General features: G+C 54.1%; 19 protein-coding genes. 1 reads left to right on the top strand and 18 read right to left on the bottom strand.

Translation table 11 applies throughout. The annotated features are described in order from the left end of the window. Positions 1-236: 236 nt before the first annotated feature. The gene (locus tag L2097_RS14220) at positions 237-1265 is read left to right on the top strand and encodes a LacI family DNA-binding transcriptional regulator (RefSeq protein WP_250353069.1); all 1029 of its coding nucleotides are present in this window, start codon (positions 237-239) and stop codon (positions 1263-1265) included. A gap of 74 nt (positions 1266-1339) precedes the next feature. On the opposite strand, the gene L2097_RS14215 is transcribed toward L2097_RS14220, so the two are convergent. The 18 genes from L2097_RS14215 to olsF all read right to left on the bottom strand — a co-directional run bounded on the left by L2097_RS14215 (position 1340) and on the right by olsF (position 23876). Next, complete coding sequence (locus L2097_RS14215) at positions 1340-2104, bottom strand: HpcH/HpaI aldolase family protein (protein WP_142516466.1); 765 nt, start codon at positions 2102-2104, stop codon at positions 1340-1342. A gap of 30 nt (positions 2105-2134) precedes the next feature. Then, entirely contained in the window at positions 2135-2917 is a 783-nt protein-coding gene (locus tag L2097_RS14210; RefSeq protein ID WP_250353068.1) for a 2-keto-4-pentenoate hydratase, read from the bottom strand. A 40-nt stretch (positions 2918-2957) separates the two neighbouring features. Beyond that, complete coding sequence (locus tag L2097_RS14205; protein ID WP_085006166.1) at positions 2958-3917, bottom strand: D-2-hydroxyacid dehydrogenase; 960 nt, start codon at positions 3915-3917, stop codon at positions 2958-2960. A 69-nt stretch (positions 3918-3986) separates the two neighbouring features. Beyond that, positions 3987-5297: a tricarballylate/proton symporter TcuC gene (gene tcuC / locus L2097_RS14200; protein WP_085006165.1), complete on the bottom strand. Its 1311-nt coding sequence runs from the start codon at positions 5295-5297 to the stop codon at positions 3987-3989. Between the two features lie 131 nt (positions 5298-5428). Beyond that, positions 5429-6700, bottom strand: a complete 1272-nt coding sequence (gene eno / locus L2097_RS14195; RefSeq protein WP_229221541.1) for a phosphopyruvate hydratase — start codon at positions 6698-6700, stop codon at positions 5429-5431. Then, positions 6697-7725, bottom strand: coding sequence for a phosphotransferase family protein (locus L2097_RS14190; RefSeq protein ID WP_250353067.1), 1029 nt, complete (start codon positions 7723-7725; stop codon positions 6697-6699). Before L2097_RS14190 ends, eno begins: the two co-directional genes overlap by 4 nt. Positions 7726-8265: 540 nt before the next feature. Continuing rightward, positions 8266-8706: a DUF421 domain-containing protein gene (locus tag L2097_RS14185; protein ID WP_047371657.1), complete on the bottom strand. Its 441-nt coding sequence runs from the start codon at positions 8704-8706 to the stop codon at positions 8266-8268. A 10-nt stretch (positions 8707-8716) separates the two neighbouring features. Next, the gene (locus L2097_RS14180; RefSeq protein WP_047371656.1) at positions 8717-9226 is read right to left on the bottom strand and encodes a hypothetical protein; all 510 of its coding nucleotides are present in this window, start codon (positions 9224-9226) and stop codon (positions 8717-8719) included. Positions 9227-9335: 109 nt separating this feature from the next. Further along, positions 9336-10106 carry an ethanolamine ammonia-lyase subunit EutC gene (gene eutC, locus L2097_RS14175; protein WP_085006162.1) on the bottom strand — a complete coding sequence of 257 codons (771 nt, stop codon included), beginning with the start codon at positions 10104-10106 and terminating at the stop codon, positions 9336-9338. Continuing rightward, positions 10103-11491, bottom strand: a complete 1389-nt coding sequence (locus tag L2097_RS14170) for an ethanolamine ammonia-lyase subunit EutB (protein ID WP_047371654.1) — start codon at positions 11489-11491, stop codon at positions 10103-10105. The genes eutC and L2097_RS14170 overlap by 4 nt, the downstream gene beginning before the upstream one ends. Positions 11492-11500: 9 nt before the next feature. Next, positions 11501-12880, bottom strand: coding sequence for an ethanolamine permease (gene eat / locus L2097_RS14165; protein WP_142516864.1), 1380 nt, complete (start codon positions 12878-12880; stop codon positions 11501-11503). Positions 12881-14142: 1262 nt separating this feature from the next. Next, complete coding sequence (fbpC, locus tag L2097_RS14160; protein ID WP_250353066.1) at positions 14143-15189, bottom strand: ferric ABC transporter ATP-binding protein; 1047 nt, start codon at positions 15187-15189, stop codon at positions 14143-14145. 12 nt (positions 15190-15201) lie between these two features. Further along, positions 15202-17280, bottom strand: coding sequence for an ABC transporter permease (locus tag L2097_RS14155; protein WP_250353065.1), 2079 nt, complete (start codon positions 17278-17280; stop codon positions 15202-15204). Between the two features lie 100 nt (positions 17281-17380). Continuing rightward, entirely contained in the window at positions 17381-18412 is a 1032-nt protein-coding gene (locus tag L2097_RS14150) for an ABC transporter substrate-binding protein (RefSeq protein ID WP_142516456.1), read from the bottom strand. A 4-nt stretch (positions 18413-18416) separates the two neighbouring features. Continuing rightward, positions 18417-19727: an MFS transporter family glucose-6-phosphate receptor UhpC gene (gene uhpC / locus L2097_RS14145; protein WP_085006155.1), complete on the bottom strand. Its 1311-nt coding sequence runs from the start codon at positions 19725-19727 to the stop codon at positions 18417-18419. Between the two features lie 86 nt (positions 19728-19813). Further along, a complete protein-coding gene (locus L2097_RS14140; RefSeq protein ID WP_250353064.1) occupies positions 19814-21355 on the bottom strand; it encodes an MASE1 domain-containing sensor histidine kinase in 1542 nt (513 codons plus the stop codon). Beyond that, positions 21355-21984 (bottom strand): response regulator transcription factor, encoded by a 630-nt coding sequence (locus L2097_RS14135; protein WP_085006153.1) that lies wholly within the window; start codon positions 21982-21984, stop codon positions 21355-21357. Before L2097_RS14135 ends, L2097_RS14140 begins: the two co-directional genes overlap by 1 nt. A 173-nt stretch (positions 21985-22157) precedes the next feature. Further along, complete coding sequence (gene olsF / locus L2097_RS14130) at positions 22158-23876, bottom strand: bifunctional ornithine lipid synthase OlsF (protein ID WP_250353063.1); 1719 nt, start codon at positions 23874-23876, stop codon at positions 22158-22160. Positions 23877-23899: the final 23 nt, after the last annotated feature.

The raw sequence follows: 23899 nt of genomic DNA, 5'->3' as shown, positions 1-23899 counted from the left end.
AAAACGATTCTTAAGGCAAGTTAAAATATTTATAAGTTTGCACTATGTCTAATTAATTCAGACAGATGTTAATATCGTAAAACGATAGTGCCAGATATAAGAACCTGTTATTATGGCCTATGCACAATATCATTGGTGCATTTTCACAGCGAAAAACTGTAGGGATTATAATTTAATCCCCGGCTTTCTGAATTGATGACGGGAAACCCGAGCCAGGACGACATTAAGGTGACGCAGTGACAATAAAAAAATTGGCTGCAATATTAGGCTTATCTCATACCACGGTATCACGGGCATTAAACGATCATCCCGCCATTAGCCAGGCCACAAAAGAGAGCGTGTTACGGGCTGCGCGAGAATATGGTTATATTCCCAATAGCGCCGCGCGCGCGTTGCGTAATGCCAGTACTGGCGCATTTGGTCTGGTGATCCCGGATATTCAGAACGATTTTTTTATTACCGTCACGAATGCCATTGCGCACGTGGCCGCTGAACGCTCCTGGCAGATGATGCTGGGCATTACCAGCGACAAGCCGGAGATGGAGCATACCGCGCTGTTGCGTTTGATGACTGCCCGCGTGGACGGCATTATTTTCGCGCCGACAGCCAATCCGCTCCCGGAAACGCAAGAGCTGATTACCCGCACGAATGCCGTCCAGTTGCTGCGTAAACACCGCAGCCTGCAGGCGCCGGTTATCGCGATTGACGATCGCCACGGCATTTCGCTGGCGGTAAAACACTTGCGTGAGCTTGGCCACCAGCGTATCGGCTATATTGGCTCCTCCGAAGAGCTGAGCACCGGCTACGAGCGTTTACAGGGTTTTTTGCAATGCTTCACGCCGACAGAACAAGCTGCGCTGCAGGCGCTTATTCATATCGGCCCACCGCAGGCCGGGTTTGGCGGTGACGCTTTCAGGCGCATCATGGCCGCTGACATGCCGCCCACCGCCCTGGTGCTCGGCAGTCCACGTTACGCCATGAGCATCTTGCTGGCCGCGAAAGAGAAAAATATCCGCATTCCCGACGATCTTTCGCTGGTGACTTATGGCGATGTCTCCTGGAGCAGTTTACTGGAGATGAAACTGACTTATATTTCGCTGCCGGAAAAACAGATTGCTGATGCCTGTGTTGCCATTATTGAGCGCCTGATGAACCAGGATCAGACGCTCACCCCGGAGGCCTTTTATGCCTCTACCGAGAGCCAGATTTTTACCCCATTGCTGGTGGCTGGCGACTCCACAAAAGCGTTGATCGCCCGTCGCTAAAAGAAAAAACCGGATGGGGCTGTTGCGCGCATCCGGAAAAGAAAAACCCAGGTTACTACAAGTGCTTCGGGAAACTATCTGAATGTCGCCAGCAACTGCTCCGCGCCTTTGGTCAATAGCCCCTGGTCAGAACCAATGGCGATCATCTGAAAGCCAAGCTCGATATAACGGCGGGTTTGTGCTTCATCCGTACACAGAATGCCGACGGCTTTCCCGGCCGCTTTGATGCGCCTGCCGGTATCTTCAATCACGTTAATGACGTCCGGGTGCATCGGCTGACCAATATAACCAAGGCTGGCAGCAAGATCGCCGGGGCCGATAAAGAAGGCGTCAACGCCGTCAATCGCCGCCATTGCCTCAATATTTTCCAGCGCCAGGGTGGTTTCCGGCATCACGATAAGACAAATTTCTTCCTCGCAGGTAGTGGCGTAGTTTTTAATCCGACCAAAGCCGGACGCGCGCGGCGCGCCACAGTAGCCGCGCACGCCGTGAGGCGGATAGCGCACTGCGGAGACCAGCGCTTTTGCCTGCTCGACGGTATCTACCTGAGGCACCATCAGGGTATTTACCCCCGCATCCAGATAACGCTTAATCAACGAAATATCGTGGTTGGGAATGCGCACGATGGGTTGAGTGGGTCCGCCAGCCGCGCAGGCCTGCAACTGCGCGTAAATTTCGATGTATTCACTCGGGCCATGTTCCGCATCGAGTCCGATAAAGTCATAACCACAGCCGGAGAGGATCTCAGCGGCGATATAGCTGCCCAACTGGGTCCAGAGGCCCAACTGTACGGTGTTATTTTTAATGGCATGCTTGAAATGATTTTTCTGCAATTCCATCACGGCCTCCTTTAAGCCTGCGGGGATCCCTTATTCGGCAAAGCGGGTGCTGATAAGGCCCACTCCGGTAATTTCCGCATCAAAGGCATCACCCGGTTTGGCGGACACCGCCGGACCAATAGCGCCAGTGATAACAAACTCGCCGGCGCGCAGCGGCTTACCCATGCGCACCAGGTCATCAGCCAGCCATTTCAGCGCATGCAGGGGGTGGCCGAGAATGGCCGTCGCTTTGCCTTGTGAGACCACTTCTCCTGCACGTTTAGTGACCATTTCGCTGCGTGTGATATCGCAGTCGGAGAGGTACACCGGTTTGGTGCCAAGAACTACCAGGCACGCGGCGGCGTTATCTGCGACGAAGTCACAGGACTTCACGTTCCAGCCGGTGACACGGCTGTCGCAGATCTCAAACGCTGGCAGGACGTAATCCACGGCGTTGATGATGTCGAGAATGGTATGCTCGGTTTGCGTCAGGTCTTTTTTCAGGACGACGGCAATCTCGGTTTCTACGCGCAGATCGCTGACGACCGGTTTAGTGATTTCCGCGCCGTCGATAAGCACCATGTCGGCGTAAATGTTGCCGTAACACGGGTCTGAAATGCCGAACTGCTTCTGCACGGCTTTGTTGGTTAAGCCCAGTTTACGTCCGACCCGACGGCGACCCTGCGCCTGCCAGATTTTGTCGTTGTAGTCCTGAATCATGTAGGCTGTCGTCAGATTTTCACTGTCGACAAGGTCGCGAATAGGGTCGCCCGCTTCGTTGTTATCCCAGGCCTGGCGCAGCAAATCCGCTGCCTTGATAATGTTATTTTCCATTGTTCTTTCTCTAATTATCGCTTTGGTTTATGTGGGGTTATCAGTCACCCACGCGGTTCTGCGGTTGTCCGGCCAGAAAGGCTTTTACGTTATCAACGGTGGTCGCCAGAATACGCCCGCGCGCTTCCACTGAGGCCCAGGCAATGTGTGGGGTAATAATGCAATTCTTCGCGGTCAGCATTGGGTTCTCCGGCACTGGCGGTTCTTTGGAGAGAACGTCGACGGCGGCACCGGCAATCACGCCGTTATTGAGCGCGTCGGCAAGGTCCGCTTCGTTAACCAGATCGCCGCGTGAGGCGTTAAGCAGCAGGGCGGATTTCTTCATTTTGCGCAGGGATTCTGCGTTGATCATGCCCTGTGTTTTGGGCGTCAGTAAGCAGTGCAGGCTGATAACATCGGCTTCGGCGTAAAGGGTATCGAGGTCGACATAGCGGACGCGGTCGTTTTCCAGCGCTGTGTTCCGGTATTCGTCATAAGCCAGTACATTCATACCCAACGCCTGTGCCACGGCGCCGAACGCCTGACCAATGCGGCCATAGCCGATAATGCCCACGTTTTTGCCCGTCACTTCGAGCATCGGTTTCAGCCAGTAGCAGAAGTCTGGTTTTTTACCCCAGCCGCCGGCGTGGACATCATTGTTGTGCAGACCAACCTGGTTGCAGAGTTCCAGCATTAACGCGGTCGTAAATTGCGCGACGGTAGAGGTTCCGTACGTCGGGACATTGGATACCGTCACGCCGTGGGTTTTTGCCGCTGCGAGGTCAATAACGTTATAACCGGTCGCCGTAACGCCGATAAATTTCAGGTTCGGACACTGGCTGAATTCCTTTTCGCCTAAAACAACTTTGTTGATAATTGCAATTTCCGCATCGCCGATTCGTTTAACCACTTCTTCCGGAGCCGAATTGTCATAAACGGATATTTCACCCAGTTGCGAAAGCGCATCCCACGACAAATCGCCAGGATTAAGTACGCCACCATCTAAAATAACAATTTTCATACATTACCTTTTCCAGTTTATTTTCAGCAGTACACCAACTTAATCGATGTACTGCTGTTTGGTCAGCAATTAATGTAATTCTTTGGTCTGATTAATGGCTGTTTGTTTATGGTCGAGGGTTAATACCGCCAACAAACTTAATACAGCGTTAAATCCAAGCCAGACGCCTACCATCGCATTACTGTTAAAGGTGTGGTTAAGCCAGGTACAAATTGCCGGCGTCAGGCCACCCAGTACGGCGGCGGCCACCGCCTGAGCAAAAGAGTAACCCGCCGTACGCGCATGTGCCGGTACCAGTTCAACCATCGCGGCAACCTGTACGGAGCTGTAGCAGGCATACATGAACGAGAACCAGAGCTCAAAGACGACGAATTTCAACACCGTCGGGTCAGCCGCCAGCCACGAGAGCATCGGCCATGCGGTGAGCGCACCGGTCAGCGTCACCACAATCAGCATGGTTTTTCTGTTGACCCGGTCAGCGATCATCGCCGTGATCGGCAGCCAGAACAGGATTGACAGGCCCACAAAGAACAGCGTGATAAAGCCAACGTTTTCACCCAGATTCAGGCTCTTAATAAAGGTGGGAGCATAGGTGGTGACCGTTTGTGCGGTGACGGTTGCCATCGCTACCATTCCCATGCAGACCACAATGGTTCGCCATCCGGTGACCAGACTGGCGCAAATCTCTTTAACGGTCGGTGTGGTTTTCTTCTTCGCGAAGACTTCAGTTTCTTGCAGGTTAGAACGCAGCCAGAACATCAGCGGGATTACCGCGCAGCCAATCAACAACGGAACGCGCCAGCCCCAGTCGTGGAGATCTTCGGTGGACATATTGTACAGCAGTACCAGGCCGATAATAGACGCAGCCATGACCGCAAACTGCTGCGAACCCACCTGCCAGCAGGTATAGAATGCCCGGCGATTCGGTGGCGATATTTCTGCCAGATAGACAACAACGCCACCCAGTTCCGCCCCGGCCGAGAAACCTTGTAGCAAGCGACCGAGAATGACGATGATCGGTGCGGCGATGCCGATTGAGGCATAGGTCGGCGTCATGGCGACGCACAAAATACCGATCGACATCAGGGTCAGGGCCATAATTAACCCTTTCCGACGACCATGACGATCGGTGTAAGCCCCGAGAATAATGGCTCCAAACGGACGGGCGAAGAAACCTAACGCGAATGTCATCAGCGTGAGCATTAATGACACATATTCATTATCTGACGGAAAGTAAGCCTGCGAAATATAACGCGCATAATAGCCGTAGACCATAAAATCGTATATTTCGAGAGCGTTCCCGGCACCCACCTGAACAATGGGTTTGATCTGCATTTTCTTTCTGGCTGCAGGCAAAGCCTCGCCGCTGTAATCGGTCATTTGAATCTCCTGAAATTATATATCGACAATTTGGAAAAACTCATACAACCAGAACAGACATCGAAAATTCAGGTCAATGCGTAGGGCCCGGAGATAACGCCTGTTCAGCTAATCGGAATAAAATTAAAAAATTATTTATGATCTAATGCGGCTATGCCGAAAAATCCCAGAGCATGCGTGTCTTCCAGTCGAATAGCTTCATTCCATTTTGAGGTTCGCTCTGAGCGGGTCATTGAGCCCACTTTTAATTGCCCCGCATTCAACCCTAATGCGAGGTGGACAATAATATTGTCTTCAGTTTCACCTGAGCGCGCGGAGACAATTGATCCATATCCTGCTTTTTGTGCTTCGGCAAAAGCATTACGCAATTGGGTAATAGTGCCAGCCTGGTTGGCTTTTAATAACACGGCGTTACAGGCACCCATTTCTGCTGCCGCTTTTACGCGCTCGCCATTTGTCACGAAATAATCATCGCCGACAATTTGTACGCGAGAACCTGCGGCTTTCGTAAAGGCGATAAGCCCTTTTTCATCATCTTCTGCCAGCGGATCTTCAATAGAGCGGATCGGATAACGATCCAGCCAGCCGAGCAATAATTCGCACATGCCATCGGAGTCATATTCCGAAGATTCCAGCGCCAGTCGGTAGCGACCCTGTTTACCAAATTCAGACGAGGCGATATCCAGCGCGATAGAAACATCCTGACCCGGTATATAGCCCGCGCCTTCAATCGCTTTCACCAGAGTGTCCAACGCCTGCTCATTGCTGTTGAACTCTGGCCACCAGCCGCCTTCATCCGCCACGCCGCTTAAATGACCCCGTTGTTTCATGATACGGCCCGCGCTGTGATACACCTCAGCGGTCATCACCAGCGCTTCTTCAAAGGATTTCGCCCCGTTGGCGATAACCATCAAATCCTGGATATCAATACGACGCCCGGCGTGGGCGCCGCCGCCGAAAATCTGAATTTGCGGCAGCGGCATCGCCACTTTCTGATCGCCTGCCAGATATTTCCACAGCGGTAGATGGGCATTGTTCGCGGCGGCATAGATTGCCGCCATGGAACAGGCGACCGAGGCGTTTCCCCCCAGGCGGGAGAAGGTGCCCGTGCCGTCCAGTTCAATCAGAATGCTGTCGATCAGTTTCTGATCGTTGATATCCGTACCGATAAGCGCCGGGGCAATTTCATGTTGAATGTTATGCAGCGCTTTCTGCACATCTTTGCCGGAAAGGACGCTGCCGCCATCGCGCAGTTCCACCGCTTCGTGCATCCCGCAAGAGGCCCCCGCGGGAGCCATACCGCGACCGAACAGACCATTTTCCAGATGAACTTCAACCTCAACTGTCGGCCAGCCGCGGGAATCCCATACACGACGACCTATCACATTTTTAATGCGACTCATAACCCGTTCTCCTTCCTCCAGAATGAGGTAATGTCTTTTAATTGCCTGAATTGACGTTCCAGTAATGCGCAACTTATGCGACGTACGTTATGCGCGTTCTGATCCTGTATATATTCCGCCGGTGATTTGCCGTCGACGCGGGCCAGAATTAAACAGGGCAGTAGCGCTGCGACACGGGTTTCATATTCCCCGACAGGTTCCCAGGTGATGTGGTCAAAATAACGTTGGTACATTGCATCAAAGGTGAGCATGAGTTTTTGCTGCGCCTCCTGAGACCCGGCAATAACGGTTTTCAGCAAGAAGTGATTTAAGCAAAAAGCTAAATCAAATGCCGGGTCGCCATACCATGCGCATTCCGCATCAAGAATGACCGGGCCTGCGGGACCGCGTAAGATATTTTTCGGGCTGATGTCACCGTGAACCAAAGCCAGTCGGGTGGATTGTGTTCTGTGTAATACCGTCAAAATAACGTCAGCATATTTCGGGTGAACGCGAGCTATTTCCCCAAGATAGGGATCCAGACGCAGTGAAAAGAAGTTATCGTCATAGGCGAATGTTTTTGCCAGTGTTTCGTTTTTCGCGGTTTTCTGATGAATTTCGCCTAATACATTGCCCAGCTGCGCGGCAAAACCGATATCTATTTCCCCGTTTAATAACTGTGATTTCCAGTTATGAAATTGTTCAGCAGGCAGATAATCCATCGCAAAACAGAGCGTGTTACGGTCGATGCCTGTTATATGTGGAACGGAGTGCGGCGCAATACCCGCGACGGTTTGCATCCAGTCTATTTCGGCAAATACGCGTTCAAGCGGTGCATGCCATTCTTTGGCCACTTTCAATTTCGGCAACGCCTGTTTCAGGCAAAACTGCCGTTCCCCGGCGTTAATTTTCAAAATATTAGATGAAACGCCGCCCGTGAGTGGGCTGACGCGCAGGGCATCCTCAGCATTGAGAAGCCCCATTGTTTGCAACACATCGCGTATTGCATCCTGATTGATAGAAAGATCTTTGAAACACGTGTCCATGCATCACCCGTGATTGATGTGTTTACGTAACTGTTTCTGACGCGTAAAAAACAGGAAAACATTCTTTTTGGCGAAAGTAACCGTAACGCGTCTGGCGCTGCTTCTTTACCGCTAAAGGCTACCTGTCATGGCGAATAAAATATGCCTGGATAAATGCAGGTCGTCCTGAATTTAGCATTTTCAATCATAATGCATTTATTTATGCACACGTGTGCATAAGAGTCAATCAACCGACGAGGTAATTATGTTGATGCGTCTCTCATTTATTTTTTAACGAATGCAACTTACTGTTTTTTTTGTCTTTTTGTGAGTGTGATCTTGATCGTAATTATCAGAAATAAGGTTTTTACGCCGTTTCGCATCCTGAATATCGGTACCTGAGCGGGAGCATGTGGACAGGGTTTTAACAGTCTCAGCTATATAAGGAATTACTTTTATTTTTTTAAAAGCTATGTTTGTGGGGGAGATAATGAAAGGGACCGTCAGGAAACTGACTGCGGCATAAAGGCGGAGAGCCGCAGTGTAGAGCAGGTTGTAGAGCTACTTCGCAATAATCGAGATATGGCCATTACGTTCAAGAATGGCGTATTTAATATCATCAAGCTTATCAATGCCCTGATTATTGCGTGCGGAGACCATGATGTCATCATAGGTAATATCAGCCTCCTTCATTTTACCGTGTAACATCTGACCATGTTCCACCAGAATAACCGGGGCACCGTCGATCAGGTCTTCGGCGTTATTGATATATTTTTTGATATAGCCGAACAGGATGTCTACCGTCACCAGGGTGATGATAGTGAGCGCAGCGCCAGTGACGGAAAAATCATTTCCCAGCAGCGCCTGTTGTGTGGCCTCGCTGATGATCAGCAGCAGGATAAGATCAAAAGAGGTCATTTGTAATAGCGCCCGGCGTCCGGCGATTTTAAAGACCACCATTAACACCAGATAGATGGCGATTGCCCGCAATACCATTTCCATTGTCTCGCCCTCAGGGATAGATAAATTGCCAGATGCCGGTGCTGGATACGCCTTCCACGCCAATTTGCGACGTTGCGCGGCCCGGAAGCTGCGGGGTCAGCCCCAGCCAGAGATCGAAGTCTTCTCCCGGATGCGCGTGGGAATATTCCAGACGCAGTATCCCGTTTCGGCTGGAGACCTGGTCAGGCTGCGGCTGTAGGGTACGTATCTCATACTGCTGCATAAAATCGCCACCCAGCGTAATGACGAGCTGCTCATGCTTTGGCGCTCTGACGGTAATGGCCAGCGCCATATCGCTTTGTAAACGTCCGAATCGCTCGTAATGAATCAGCAGTTGTTTATCGCCGGTTTCCTGCGTCCTGTCGCTTAAAAAACCATGGGAAAACAGGCCCGCAAGGGCGCTGATGACAATCAAAAAAAGCAAATAAGCGCCATATTGCTGTATCCGGGATTCGAATCTCAGCCAGCGCGGGTTCTCTCTCACAGGATGATGACGGGGATCAGGTGCGGTCTCTTTCACCTTGGAGTCTCCACAAACGCAGAATGCACACAGGGTTAAGAGAGTATGGAACAAAATTTTCGTTACGCTTCGCGCTTTATCCAGGGCGATAAAGCGCGCAGAAGGCGGGCTAGCGAATGCGTGGTGTTACGCGTCCATGCAGGGCAGGGTTATCGCTTTCATCTTTTAACTTCACACCTGTAAGTCGGCGCAGGAACGCCTGTTCCAGCAGCCAGGCGAGCTTAAAGGCGGCGGCGTCGTAATTCAGCCCCTCGGGGCGGATGTTTGAAATGCAGTTGCGCTCCGACTCCAGCCGCTTGCGCTCGGGTTTCCATGTTAAATAGACGCCAAGGCTGTCCGGGGAGGAGAGACCAGGACGTTCGCCAATCAGGATCGCGACCGCTTTGCTGTTGAGCGTTTCGCCAATGTCATCCCCCAGCGCAACCCGTGACTGATGCGCCAGCACCACCGGGGCGAGTGAAATACCCAATGTTTCCAGATACGGCAGCAGCGCTTTAATCAACCCGACAGACTGACGCTGCACCGCATGCGAAGAGAGTCCATCGCCAATCACCAGCAGCAGGTCGTGTGCGGGTGTCCGGCTCGCTTTTAACGCATCACGGCTCTCTTCGCTGAGCATGCGCCCTAAATCAGGTCGATTCAGATAGATGTGTCTGTCTGTCGCCGCACTGTGTGCCTTGAGCGTTTGCAGCCCCAGTGCGTGTAATTGTGCTGCCAGACTTTCACTGTCGAACGGCTGGTGAATGGCATCGCGGGCCTGCGCATGGGCCAGGCCAAAGTTCAGCACTTCGCGCGTGGGCAGACTGGCACCGCTGCGCCCCAGCGCGATGCGGGCATCGGTAAATTCGCGCAGTAATGTCCAGGCATCCGGTGGATTCATGCGCTCACTCCTTGTGGTAATGCGGTCAGCAGCGGGTGGTTCGCCCCGGTTAAACGCAACTGTCCGTGGGTATCGATAATCTGCATACGGGTGAGCCAGTCGGCGAATTCTGGCGCATGTTTCAGCCCCAGCAGACGGCGGGCGTAAAGGGCGTCGTGGAATGAGGTGCTCTGATAATTCAGCATAATGTCATCCGCGCCCGGTACGCCAATCAGGAAGGTCAGCCCGGCGTTACACAGCAGTGTCAGCAAGGTGTCCATGTCATCCTGGTCGGCTTCGGCGTGGTTGGTGTAGCAGACGTCGCAGCCAATGGGCAGCCCCATCAACTTGCCGCAGAAGTGATCTTCTAAACCGGCACGAATGATCTGCTTGCCGTCATAGAGATACTCCGGCCCGATAAATCCGACCACAGTATTGACCAATAACGGGTTGAAGTGGCGCGCCACGGCATAGGCCCGTGCTTCACAAGTTTGCTGGTCAACGCCGTGATGCGCATTCGCCGACAGGCAGCTCCCCTGGCCCGTTTCAAAATACATCACGTTGTTGCCGAGCGTGCCGCGCTTGAGGCTCAGGGCCGCGTCCTGCGCCTCTTTGAGCATCGACAAATTGATACCAAAACCGCTGTTGGCGGCTTCGGTTCCCGCCACCGACTGAAAAACCAGGTCCACCGGCGCGCCACGTTCAATCAGTTGCAATGTGTTAGTGACGTGAGTCAGCACACAGGATTGGGTGGGGATGGCAAAACGGCTGATGATGTCATCCATCATATGATTGAGCCGTTCAAGAACCGGCAGACTGTCGCTGGCCGGGTTAATGCCGACTACCGCATCACCTGCACCATAGAGCAGGCCATCGAGCATGCTGGCGGCAATCCCTTTTAAATCATCAGTAGGATGATTCGGTTGCAGGCGTACGCTCAGATGACCGGGCAGGCCGATAGTGTTACGAAAACGGGTAATCACGCTGCATTTGCTGGCCACCAGAATCAAATCCTGGTTACGCATCAGCTTGCTTACTGCGGCCGCCATTTCCGGCGTGATGGCAGGAGCAATATGCGTCAGCGTGGCGGCATCGGTGGTATCAGCCAGCAACCAGTCACGAAAGTCACCGACGGTCAGGTGGCGAATCAGCGAAAAGGCATCGGCATTGTGGGTATCAATGATCAGACGGGTGACTTCATCGCTTTCGTAAGGAATGAGCGGATTGTCCAGAAGGTCACTCAGCGGGACGTCGGCAAGGGCCATTTTCGCCGCCATACGCTCTTCCGCTGAATCTGCCGCGACGCCCGCCAGCACATCCCCGGAGCGGGCCGGGGATGCTTTTGCCATGAGTTCTTTTAGACTGGCGAACCGGTATGTCCGGTGCGCCAGGGTCGTTTTATACATTTCGCCTCCTCAGGAGAGCGCACGCAGTTGCGGATCCATCGCCGCACGCTGACGGGCTGGCGCTGTTTTACGGAACCACATGTAACCCCCCAGCATCATCAGCGCGAAAATGAGCGCCAGCAGGGTGTTGTACCAGACCATCGCGACCAGGCAGAGTACCGCCATGCCCAGTGCAAACGCGGGTGCAATCGGGAACAGGGGCGCTTTAAACGGACGCACCAGGTTCGGCTCGCTGCGGCGCAGTTTGAACAGCGCGGCCATTGAGATGATATACATAACAATAGCGCCGAAAACTGACATCGTCACAATGCAGGCGGTCAGCGGCATACCGCTAATGGTGACCAGCGAATCGGAGAAAATGGCCGCGATACCCACCACGCCACCAGCCAGAATCGCCAGATGCGGGGTGCGCGTTTTGCGATTCAGGTTTGCCAGGCTTGCTGGCAGATAGCCCGCACGCGCTAGTGAGTAAATCTGACGGGAGTAACCCATGATAATGCCGTGGAAGGAAGCCACCAGGCCAAACAGCCCCAGCCAGACCAGCATGTGCAGCCAGCCGCTACTGTTACCCACCACGGCTTTCATCGCCTGCGGTAAGGGGTCATTAATGTTCGACAGGGTACGCCAGTCACCCACGCCGCCGGCAAATATCATCACGCCAACGGCCAGGACCGTCAGCGTCAGGATGCCGCCGCCCAGCGCGCGAGGAATGGTGCGTTGCGGATCTTTGGCTTCTTCGGCCGCCATAGATGCGCCTTCAATCGCCAGGAAGAACCAGATAGCAAACGGGATGGCGGCAAACATACCCGACAATGCCGGGGCACTAAAGCTTTCTGCGCCTGCCCAGCCGTTAGCTGTGAAGTTGTCCCAGGAGAAGCCCGGTGCAACGACTCCCATAAAGACCAGCAGTTCAAATATCGCCAGCAGTGTGACGATCAATTCAAACGTAGCGGCAATACCGACACCGAGAATATTCAACGCCATAAAAATGATATAGGCGCCGCAGGCGATCCATTTTGGATCGAGCGATGGAAATTGCACGTTGAGGTAAGCACCGATGGCCATTGCAATAGCCGGTGGGGCAAACACAAATTCTATGAGCGTTGCAAAACCGGCAATAAATCCGCCTGTGGGGCCGAAGGCACGATAAGCATAAGCAAAGGGCCCGCCTGCATGTGGAATCGCCGTTGTCAGCTCAGTAAAACTGAATATGAACGCGCAATACATTGCGGCAATCGCCAGCGCGACAATCAAAAATCCCATCGTTCCGGCCTGGGACCAGCCATAACTCCAGCCAAAATATTCGCCTGATATGACCAGGCCGACGGCGATGCCCCATAAGCGGAAGCTGCCGAGTGTTCTTTTTAATGTGGTTGATTCTGTGGTCATCATTTACTGCCTCGCCATTAAACACAGTACATGGGCAGTAGCAAAGGCAGTGCCAAACTTAAAAAATCAATTAATTCAGTTGGTTATTTATGTTTTGTGGCGTGATGTGAAAAAATTGCGGCACAGATGTCGCGCCTGACGGGTAATTCTGGTGCATGCTGCCCCGCAATGGTGAAATTTAGCGGACAGTAAACGCTTTCTTTGTGTATCGCGGGGCGAACTCGCTGAAAGTGAAGCGTAAAAATAATGCCTTGAGTAAAATTTCCGCAGGCAGAAGGGGGTGAATTTTTTATATGTCAGGAAAAAACAAAATATTATAGGGAACCGCTGATTAATAAATCCGAAAATTCTTACACCCTTTTTATCGCTGGAGCGCTTTACTATTATTTATTAATGGCGATATTTACTGTTTTTATTTCACATACTTTTTACATTTTAGATTTTATTGCCTTATGACATTGTTTTGTCGGCTGCATCACAATGTTTTCAGGCAATTACCTGATGTTAAATTTAATCATTGAGAATGAGTTGACCTGAATTGTTTCGCACTTTAGTTTGAGAGAAAAAATTTCAGGCAAATCCAGGATTATATTTAACTAAGGAGGGGCATATGGCCTGGCGACCGATTCTCTATGTTATTTTTACGACTAACCCACGGCTGAGCAGCAGACGAGCGCGGTTGCGTGTGGTCGCCAATCATCCGTAGTGAGATTCCTGGTCAGGAAGGTAAGGTGTTCCGGTGATGCTGACGCATCAGGGAGCATCCCCCCGGTGGCGCTAACACTTACCGGGGCTACGAATTGACCCTTTCCCTATGGGGTGAGGGGCAAAATGCGTCTCGGGAGTTGGGTTCCGTTCACCTTATGTTCATGGTGAAATGGCCCCTCCGAACACGTGAACGGGTAAAGGGGAACACCGCGTTCCCCTTTACAATCCCCGCGGCCCCGCAAAGAAATCGGTGCTTCGCACTGCGTTCGCCTCCCGCCCCGCTGCCTGCGGTCGGTTTGACTCGACGTCCTGTCTCGACAAACCTCAGCCCGCCATCCCTGGCGGCCTGACCTTGTCATCGGGTCTTCGTCTCACCGATTTCAGCGGGGACTCAACCCCCTCGCTGCACGCGCTGCGCCAACGGGTTACAAAGATGTCGCTGTGGTTGTCATGCGGGAAAACGAGTCAACCATGGCTAAAAAGGTTGAAGACGTTCAAAGTATCTACGGTGGCGGCGGTAGCCCGGATAAGGCGCAGCCGCATGCGGGAGAAACTCACGCCGTTTCGGCCAGTTCGAACATACCGTAGGGGTGGATTTGCAGGTAATACTGCTCACCAACATCCGGTTGCAGGCGGGTGGCGTTAACCTGCAACAAAATGCGCTGGCCGTGCCATTCCACAATCACCTCGTACTGCGGGCCCATATAAGCCACATGCACGATCACGCAACGCTGGCTGTCATCACCCTGTTCGCCCAGCGTGATGGCTTCCGGACGGACGCCCACCGTACCGCTGCCCTGGGCCGAGAAATGCGTCGGAACAGGCAGGTGATATCCATAGATATCAACATATTGCGAATGGAATGTGGCCGGGAACAGGTTAGCATCGCCCATAAAACTTGCCATAAAGCGTGACGCAGGCTGGCGATACAGATTCTGCGGCGAGCCCATCTGCATGATGTGACCTTTGTTCATTACCAGCACCGTATCGGAGACGGCAAACGCTTCGCTCTGATCGTGCGTGACATACAGCGACGTGATGTTGAACTGTTTTTGCAGTTCGCGAATCTTATCGCGCATGCTGCGCCTAAGGTTGGCATCAAGGTTACTCAACGGCTCATCAAACAACAGCACCTTCGGTTTGAGGATCAGCGCACGCGCCAGTGCCACACGTTGTTGCTGCCCACCGGAAATCTGATCCACATAGCGGTCTTCGAAACCTTCCAGATCCACCATCGCCAGCGCTTCTTTCACCCGGTTTTTTACCTCTGAGCGTGAGACTCCCAGCATCTTGAGACCGTAGCCCACGTTGTCACCGAGCGACATATGGGGGAAGAGGGCGTAGGACTGGAACACCATGCAAATATCACGCTGCTGAATGGAACGGTGCGTGACATCCTCGCCATCAATAAAAATTTGCCCCTCAGACGGTTTTTCCAGCCCCGCCACCAGACGCAGCACCGTGGTTTTGCCACAGCCTGACGGCCCGAGTAACGTCACCATCTCACCCTGCGGGATAGCAAGATTAATGTTGTCGATAACCGTGTTGTTACCAAATCGCTTGGTGACATTGCGCAGTTCAACGAAATGTTTTTGTGTCATGGTCGCGCTCCGTTACGCCTGGTTTTTAGCTTTGGAACGGGAGATACGCGCCTCACCGATCAGCCAGTCGAAAATAAAGATGATGGCGAGCATCACCACAATAAGGATTGAGCCATAGGCAATGGCTACGCCGTATTCCCCGTCTTCCACGCGGTTCAGAATGTAGGCTGTCGCTACACGCGTGTCCGGCGTCACCAAAAAGACAATGGCGCTGACGGTGGTGATGGCACGGACAAAACTGTAAATCAGCGCGGATAAAATCGCCGGGCGCAGCAGGGGCAGCAAAATCTGCGTAATGGTACGCAGCGACCCGGCGCGCAAGCTCAACGAGGCTTCATCCAGCGATTTATCAATCTGGCCTAAGCCGGCGATCCCGGCGCGAATACCCACCGGCACATTACGCATCACCATTGAAATAATGACGATGGCGGCGGTGCCGGTGATGTACACTGGGACGCTGTTAAAGGCGAGAATATACGAAACGCCCGCCACGGTGCCGGGAACCGCAAAGCACAGCATGGTGGTGAACTCGATGGTTTTTTTCCCTTTGAATTGCTGGCGAACCACAATCCAGGCAATCAGCAGGCCGAAAATGGCGGTAATCGGGGCGGCAATCCCGGCGTACAGCAGCGTGTCGAGCAGGGAAGGCCACGCGCCGTCGCTCATGCCCTGACCAAACAGCTTGATAAAGTTATCCAGCGTCAGGGTGTAATCCACGCCCCAGTTCACCGTGAAGCTGCCGTAGAAAATGCTGCCATAGAGTAGGGCGTTGAACGCCACCCATACTGCCAGCAGTGCCACTACGCTCCACACCAGTGTGACCGGCAGGGGCTGTACATCGCCGCGATAGGATTTGCCGGAAACGGTGACGTAAGAGCGTTTGCCGATCCACATGTACTGCACGCAGAACACCAGCAGCGAGAAGAGCAGCAGGAAGGCGCCGAGCGTACTGGCGGCCTGATAATCGAGCTGTGAACCGGTAATGTAGAAGTAGATTTGGGTGGCCAGCACGTCAAAGTTGCCGCCCAGCACCAGTGGGTTACTGAAGTCGGCAAGCGACTGCACGACCACAATCAGAAACGCGTTAGCCAGCGCTGGTTTCAGCAACGGAATGAACACCCCGTTAAAGGTCTGCCAGCGGCTGGCGCGCAGGGTGTACGAGGCCTCTTCCAGCGACGGATGGATGGTCTTAATTGCCCCGTCGAGGATCATAAAGGCCATAGGCGTAAAGGCCAGTACTTGTGCCAGCCAGATACCGGTAAACCCGTACAGCCAGTTGGTGTTAGTGAGCCCGAACCAGTCGACCATTAATTCGGTGATATAGCCGGAACGCCCCATCATCAGGGTGACGCCAAGTCCTACCACGAACGGCGGGGTGACGATCGGCAAAATGGAGAATACGCGGCCGATGATGGCACTGCGTTTGGCAATACGCGTGGTGTAAATCGCCAGCACCAGGCCGAAGAAGGTACAGCCGACGCCCACAGCAATGGAAAGCCAAATGGAGTTCAGGATCACCTGAATGATGTGCGCCTGTGCGAGCACATTCATAAACGCCAGCGGGGCAAACTCGCCACTGTCGGTGGTGAACATCGGAATAAAGATGGCGATACTCGGCCAGACAATGAAGACCCCGATCAGTGCCACGATGACAATCAGCGAGCCGATAACAAAGCGGTCACCGCCGAGCCACTCCAGGCGGGTGAGGGCCAGCGTCATGATGGCGGCAAGGGCGACAAACAGCACAATGACCGCGTAACCGAGGCCACGTCCTTCAACGGTGGCGCTGACGGCCACAAACGCCATGCACAGCAATGCCCAGCCCGCGTCAAAATAGTGGCGGCCGCGCTGCTCGCGCCGGGTTTCGCTCAGGGGGCGAACCAGCAACACGCTGGGCAGCAGATACCACAACCAACTGACGTTAACGTGCGACCAGCCGTAGGCGTCGATAATTTCATCGCGCGTGGACTCCAGCAGGCCGTAATCCAGGCTCCAGCCTGGCAGCAGCGCGAAGGCCAGCCAGCTGAGCAGAACCCAAAGGAATATCGCATCCCGCTTTGGCGCGGGATGGAGTGTGAGTGTGTGTGACATAAGCATTCCGTTAAAGCCAGAGAGATAAGCTATTTGCCCTCACCCCAACCCCCTCCCACAGGGAGAGGGGGAAGGCGGGCCTGTAGATCCGGTCGTGGGTTTATTGGCCCATCTTCACGTCGCTAACCCATTTGTTGATGAGTGCTTTACGAACGTCCGTGGAACCGTATTTATCCATGTCGTAATTGATCAGTTTCAGATCGTCGAGCTTGAGCGAGTTTGGCGAGGTTTCGGCGGTGGTATTGGTCAGAATCTGATAAGACTTGCCCTTTTTCCATGCCAGCTCCTGTGCCTCTTTTGACAGCGCCCAGTCAACGAACAGCTTCGCGTTATCCAGGTTACGTGCCCCTTTCAGGATACTGATACCGCCAATTTCGTAGCCGGTGCCTTCACAGGGCGAAATCAGTTCAAGCGGCGCGCCTTGTTCTTTCTCCAGCGAGTAGTCATGCAGGAAGCCAATGCCAATGGCGGTTTCGCCACGCGCGGCGTTACGTGCCGGGGCGATACCGGATTTGGTGTATTGAGAGATATTGCCGTTGAGCTGTTTTAAGTAATCGAAAGCCTGGTCTTCTCCCCACAACTGAACAAAGGTTGCCAGCGCGGTATAGGCGGTGCCGGAACTCTGCGGATCGGCGATTTGAATTTCGCTCTTGTATTCTGGTTTCGTCAGATCTTTCCAGCACTTCGGTATCGGCAGATTTTTCTCTTTCAGACGCTGGGTGTTAACGCCAAAACCGAGAATGCCCACATAAACGGCGGAAGAGAGATTGCCTTTCACTTTGGCCGGATCGCGGAATTTCTCCATGATCTGCTCCAGGTTGGGGGATTTATAGGGCTGCAGGAGACCCATTTCCCCGGCCTGGGACTGAGGATCCAGCGTGCCGCCGTACCAGACATCCGCCTGCGGGTTTTTCTTCTCTGCATCCACTTTTGCCAGCGTGCTGCCAGAACCGTTGCGGATGAAGGACGTCTTCACATTATATTTTTCGCCAAAGGCCTGCGTTTCCGATTCACACATTTCGTTGGTCGCGCTGCAGTAGACCACCAGACGACCTTCTGCTTTTGCCACGCCGCTGAGCGCTGCCAGCGCCAGACCGGATGCCACCAGGGTAGAGAGCAGGGTAACTTTCATTGTTTTATCCTTCCTGTGAGGTTGTAGGACTGCGAGACGACGTAATGCCCACCATCAGCAAGGGCATCAGAAGTAAACCCATCAACACGGCGGCAACGGAGAGCAAACTAAACATCCCCGACCAACCGTAACGTTCAATCACCTGCGACAGCGGCCAGCCCGCAAGCGCGGCGCCGATATAGGCAAAGACCCCGAGAAAACCGGTAATCGACCCTGCCGCTGCCTTATGTCCACACTCCACGGCGGCCAGACCGATCAGCATTTGCGGACCAAATACAAAAAATCCTACGGTAAAAAAGCACATCGCCAGCAACGCGTAGTGATGTACCGGCGCCAGCCAAAGCGCGGCGACGGAGACAATCAGCCCCAGCGTGAAGAGCAAAATCATCGGTGCGCGTTGTCCGCTGAACAGGAGGTCGGACCCCCAACCGGCGAACAGCGCGCCGAGCAGGCCGCCGACCTCAAACAGCATCACCGTGGCATTGGCGCTCAATAAGTTGACGCCGTGGCTTTCCGCCAGCCAGATATTGCCCCAGTCATTGAGCGCAATGCGGATCAGGTAGACCAGCACATACGACACGCCCAGCAGCCAGATCATCGGGTTACGTAGCATGGTGATGCGTAACATCTGCCATAAGCCCATCGGGGGGCTTTGTTGTTCCTGGCGCAGCTCCAGCGGGTCATGCCGCCATTCGCCTACGCTTGGTAATCCTTCTTCCTGCGGTGTGCCCCGCAGTTGCATTGTCAGCCAGACGCCGAGCGCCATGCTGATTATCCCTGGTGTCAGCATCGCGGCCTGCCAGCCCCACCAGTGGGCGGCAAAGGCACATATCAACGGAATAACGGCCCCGCCAATATTGATGGACATGTTCCAGCATCCCCACCAGAAGCCGCGCTCGTTGCGGGAGTACCAGTGGGTCAGCAGGCGAGCGCAGGGCGGCCAGCCCCAGCCCTGAAAAAAACCGTTTAACGTCCAGACCACTAACAACAGCGGCAATGCGTCACCGAAAGCGAACAGCACGTTCAGCAAGCCGGTGGCAAACAGCCCGCAGCCCATAAAGGCGCGTTGCCCGTGGCTGTCGTGCCATAGCCCGGCGGCAAATTTCGACAGGCCATAGCTGAGGTAAAACAGTGAGCCCATCAGTCCGATGTCGCCTTTGTCTAACCCCAGATCGCTTTGCAGCGCCGGGAGCACGTAATTGACACTTTTGCGCGTCAGGTAAAACGCTGCATAGCCCACCACCATGCACAGCAGTAACCGTGGGCGACAGGCCCGGTAACGGTGTTCAATGTCGGCGGATGAAATGGCATGCATAACGGTCTCCAGTTGCGCTGACTATAGGTAAGCGCAAACGAAAGCGGATGAGAGAAACTCCCCAGGCGGCTAAGACTTTTTCCTGGTCAGAGCGGGTTTTGTTGCAAAGTTGTGGGCAAGTTAACAGTTACATGGGTTCCCTGACGCGACTCGAGCATTAATTCGCCACCCAGGGCGTGGACACGCTCGCGCATTCCCTGGATACCAAAGCCCGGCATTTTCTCTGCGGCGATACCGAGGCCGTTATCATGCACTTCAAGACGCAGGAGGCCGTTTTGCTCACTCAGGGTGATGCGTACGTCACTGGCGCAGGCGTGTTTGCAGACGTTATTGAGCAATTCTTGCAGCAGACGATAGAGGGTAAACACCAGCGTTTCGCTGGCAGGGGGCGAACTGAGTCGATAATCGAAATGGCAGACAATCCCGCGCTCGGCGAAGGCAAATTCGTTAACCAGGTGGTGCAGCGCCTCTTGCAGGGAAAGCTCATCCAGCACCGGCGGGCGAAGCTGACGCAGCAGTTGCCGGGTGGAGTGGTGAATGCGTCTGGACAGTTCGTTTATCTGATTGGCCGCCTCCAGCGCCTGCGGCGTTTCTCCTGCCCGTTTCACTAACTGTGACTGGATTTGAATGGCGGTAATGTTCTGGCCAATTTCGTCATGTAGCTCGCGGGCTAGGTTTTTGCGGGTGTCCTCTTCCGTATGGATCAATTTTTCGGTTAAGGCCCGGCGAGCCTGTAATTCGGCCTCCAGCCGCTTGCGATAATGGTGCAGGTTTTGCGCCAGATGCTGTTGGCGGCTGATGGCGATCCCCAGGCCAATACCCAGCAGCGCCTGCGTGGCGAGGAAAATTTCCAGTTCCAGCAGGTCGCTAAAGCCCACGCCAATCTGACGGGCGATGGTGATCAGCATACTGCCGAGCAGGCCTGACAGCACGCCGCCCTGCCAGCCAAACTTCCACGCCATCACCACATTGGGTAAAAAGACCACGATCAACAGCAGACGTTCTATCTGCGGCGACAGCACCATTTGCGTGCCGATACCGATAATAAAAAAGAGGCTACACCAGATGATGAGCGAGGTACGTAACGGCGGCGCGATCGTATCGAGACCAAGCAGGTGATGGCGGTGTTGCTGACGCAAGAACTCAAACATGAGATAGACAAAGGGCGTCAGCAGCACGCCGCCGGTGAAGGAGGCCAGGCCCAATAGCAGCAAGGGGCTTTGCAAAAAAGGGCCAAGTAGCAGGGTATGTAATAATGCGCTGCAGGTTACGGCCGTCAACAACAGGGAAAGGCGCTGCCAGTAAAGGGGAAAACGGTGCCAGAAATGTTGCGTCATGAGTGCCGGAAGCAGGCCGAACAGGGGCGCAGCCAGCATCGTGTAGCCACTAAGGAGTTGCTCGCTGTGAAGCCAGAAAATGAGTGCTAATTGCGGGAGCAATAAGGCTGGCCAGAAGCGACGCGAGAGCAGAATCAGCAGCGCCAGATACACGCCATGCGGCAGAAAGAGCACCGCTTGTTGGCCGTTATGGGTGAGATAGAAGCTGAGCGTCCACAGCATCAACCAGCCCGGTCCCCAGGCCAGAACAATAAATAATGAGATGATCCAGTGGCGCAGTGAACGCGACATCAGTGATTCGCCAGCAGGTTATGATTAAGCGCAAAATGGACCAGCTCAATGGTGGTGGCGCAGTTCAGTTTTCCCAGCACGTTGGCGCGGTGAACATGTACGGTTTTATGGCTGAGGTCGAGCTTGAAAGCGACCTCTTTGACACTGTCGCCTTTCACCAGCAAATCAAACACTTCCCGCTCACGCGGTGTCAGAGATGCCAGAACTTTGACTGGCTCGATCCCGCCGCGCAGCGCTTTTAGCGCATCAGCGCAAAGGTAATGGCCGCCAAGACCGACGGAGCGCACCGCTCGCACCAGTTCTTCCGGGCCGCAGCGTTTGGTCAGATAACCACTGGCACCGGCATCCAGCGCGCTTTGCACGAAGGCGGGGGTGTCATAAATACTCAGGATAATGGCGCGAAAATCGGGCCGCTGGACCCGCAGACGTTTTAGCAGACTCAGGCCATTTTCATCCGGCATGGCAACATCCAGTACGGCGACATCCACATCGTTTTTTAATAGCGCAGGCCAGGCTTCAGCGGCGGTGCTGTATTGCCCACTGACGCTGAGATCCTCTTCAAGGCCGAGCAATTGGGCGAAGCCCGAACGCACCACCACATGATCATCCACCAGAACCACACGAATCATAACGCACTCTCACCGGGTAAAACGTCATGATGCCGTCTGGTTCGGGCGTGGCAATGCTCTGGTCTGCGATATGTAACCGATGTAACAAAATTGCAATATTTAGCGTGCCACAGAAAAGAAGAGGGGTGCGTCTGCTGAGGCCGTCCCTGGCCTGCAAGGGTCCGTCCGGGGTGTCAGGCCGCCGTGTTGTTAAGATGGGTGGCGATGTAACGTTCGTAGCGGTTCGCTTTCAGGTACGTTAAATCGACCAGCACAAGCCCATCCACGCAGTTATTGAAGTCCGGGTCGCAGCCAAAATCGATAAACTGCACGCCGCCGGGTTCGCACAACTCAGAATACTGTTTGTACAGCGGCGGAATGCCGCAGCCCAGGTTGCCCAGCAGCGATTTCAGGCGCGTCAAATCTTCGGTGTAATCTTCGCCCGTAAACTGGGCAAGGACGTCCGGAAGCGTGGCAGGCCATGGGCGACGGGATTCAGCCAGCGGCCAGTTTGCCGGAAACCACAGGCGATAAAAGGCGACCAGTAAATCCCGTGCGGCAGGAGGGAAGCCGCCGGAAATCGAGACCGGGCCGAATAGATAACGGTACTGCGGATAACGCGCTAAGTATGCGCCAATGCCCGACCACAGATAATCAAGACCGCGGCGCCCCCAGTAACGCGGTTGAATAAAGCTGCGCCCCAGTTCGATACCGTGCTGTAACACCTCAGACATCCGCTCGTCGTAATGGAACAGGCTATAGCTGTACAGCCCTTGCGGACCATGAGCTTCCACCTGACGGGCCGTGGGCATAAAGCGGTACGCGCCGACAATCTCCAGATCGCTGTCATCCCATAAGATCAGATGCAGGTAATCGTCGTCATAACGATCCGTGTCACGACGTTTGCCACTCCCTTCACCCACCGCGCGGAACGCGATTTCGCGCAGGCGGCCCAGCTCACGCAGCAACGGCGCATCTTCTTGCCCCTGACGCTGCCAGAGGTAAATGATTTTGCCATCAGCGGTGCGACCCAGACACTCCGCCCGGCTGAGTTCCCGGCGCAGCGTGGCTCTGTCTTCCGGGCGGGCGATCGCACACTCGGTTCTAAATACGCCCGGCGCTTTTTTACCCAGGCGCCGCACGTGTTTGCGGCATTTATCCGCCAGATCGCGTGGGGATAGCGAGGGTGAATGCCAACTGTCCCACGCAATGCGCTGACCGATGGTGATGGGCAGTGGGGTACCACGGCGACGGAACATCTGCTGCATCAGAAGTAGCATTGGCAGCGTATCAGACAGTAAGGCGCTGGCGTAAAAGAGGGGACTGTTGCGGGCGTTGATCCATACCGGCAATAACGGTGCGCGGAATTTGGCCGCCAGTTTGATAAAGCCTGGGTGCCATTTACCGTCGCGGATGCCTTTACGGGTCAAACGTGACACCTCACCTGCCGGGAAGAAGATCAGCGCGCCGCCGTTCTGCAACTGGGCTTCCATCTGTTGCAACGAGGCTTTGCGGGTGCGACCTCCACCCATATTGTCCACCGGAATAAACAGCGAACTGAGGGGTTCCAGATGGCTCAGCATGCGGTTGGTGACGACTTTTACATCGCGACGCACGCGGGAAACCGCATACATCAGTGCCAGACCGTCCAGCGTGCCTGTCGGATGGTTGGCGATAATCACCAGGGGGCCTTGTTCGGGGATTTGTTCAAGATCGTAGGCGGGGATAGTGCAGCGAATTTGTAGATGCTCCAGAACCTGTTCCACCATATCCAGCCCTTTCAGATGGGGATGGTTTGCAGCGAACTGCTGGAACTCTTGTTCGTATAACAAACGCCTGAGCAGGTTCTTTTGCCAGGGCGCGGGTTTGGCCTGTGGCCAGAGGTCGTCGAGTACATTGTCGAGACTAAACATGGTGGCTCCTCCTGCCGTCTTGC

The sequence above is a fragment of the Citrobacter sp. MNAZ 1397 genome, assembly GCF_023613995.1.
GTDB lineage: Bacteria > Pseudomonadota > Gammaproteobacteria > Enterobacterales > Enterobacteriaceae > Phytobacter > Phytobacter ursingii.
Note: the sequence above shows the minus strand (reverse complement) of the source record. Positions and strands in the feature narration are given on the sequence as shown.

Coding starts and splice junctions, on each gene's coding strand:
- L2097_RS14215 (WP_142516466.1), bottom strand. CDS start 2,104: ATGGAATTGCAGAAAAATCATTTCAAGCATGCCATTAAAAATAACACC.
- L2097_RS14210 (WP_250353068.1), bottom strand. CDS start 2,917: ATGGAAAATAACATTATCAAGGCAGCGGATTTGCTGCGCCAGGCCTGG.
- L2097_RS14205 (WP_085006166.1), bottom strand. CDS start 3,917: ATGAAAATTGTTATTTTAGATGGTGGCGTACTTAATCCTGGCGATTTG.
- tcuC (WP_085006165.1), bottom strand. CDS start 5,297: ATGACCGATTACAGCGGCGAGGCTTTGCCTGCAGCCAGAAAGAAAATG.
- eno (WP_229221541.1), bottom strand. CDS start 6,700: ATGAGTCGCATTAAAAATGTGATAGGTCGTCGTGTATGGGATTCCCGC.
- L2097_RS14190 (WP_250353067.1), bottom strand. CDS start 7,725: ATGGACACGTGTTTCAAAGATCTTTCTATCAATCAGGATGCAATACGC.
- L2097_RS14185 (WP_047371657.1), bottom strand. CDS start 8,706: ATGGAAATGGTATTGCGGGCAATCGCCATCTATCTGGTGTTAATGGTG.
- eutC (WP_085006162.1), bottom strand. CDS start 10,106: ATGAATCCACCGGATGCCTGGACATTACTGCGCGAATTTACCGATGCC.
- L2097_RS14170 (WP_047371654.1), bottom strand. CDS start 11,491: ATGTATAAAACGACCCTGGCGCACCGGACATACCGGTTCGCCAGTCTA.
- eat (WP_142516864.1), bottom strand. CDS start 12,880: ATGACCACAGAATCAACCACATTAAAAAGAACACTCGGCAGCTTCCGC.
- fbpC (WP_250353066.1), bottom strand. CDS start 15,189: ATGACACAAAAACATTTCGTTGAACTGCGCAATGTCACCAAGCGATTT.
- L2097_RS14155 (WP_250353065.1), bottom strand. CDS start 17,280: ATGTCACACACACTCACACTCCATCCCGCGCCAAAGCGGGATGCGATA.
- L2097_RS14150 (WP_142516456.1), bottom strand. CDS start 18,412: ATGAAAGTTACCCTGCTCTCTACCCTGGTGGCATCCGGTCTGGCGCTG.
- uhpC (WP_085006155.1), bottom strand. CDS start 19,727: ATGCATGCCATTTCATCCGCCGACATTGAACACCGTTACCGGGCCTGT.
- L2097_RS14140 (WP_250353064.1), bottom strand. CDS start 21,355: ATGTCGCGTTCACTGCGCCACTGGATCATCTCATTATTTATTGTTCTG.
- L2097_RS14135 (WP_085006153.1), bottom strand. CDS start 21,984: ATGATTCGTGTGGTTCTGGTGGATGATCATGTGGTGGTGCGTTCGGGC.
- olsF (WP_250353063.1), bottom strand. CDS start 23,876: ATGTTTAGTCTCGACAATGTACTCGACGACCTCTGGCCACAGGCCAAA.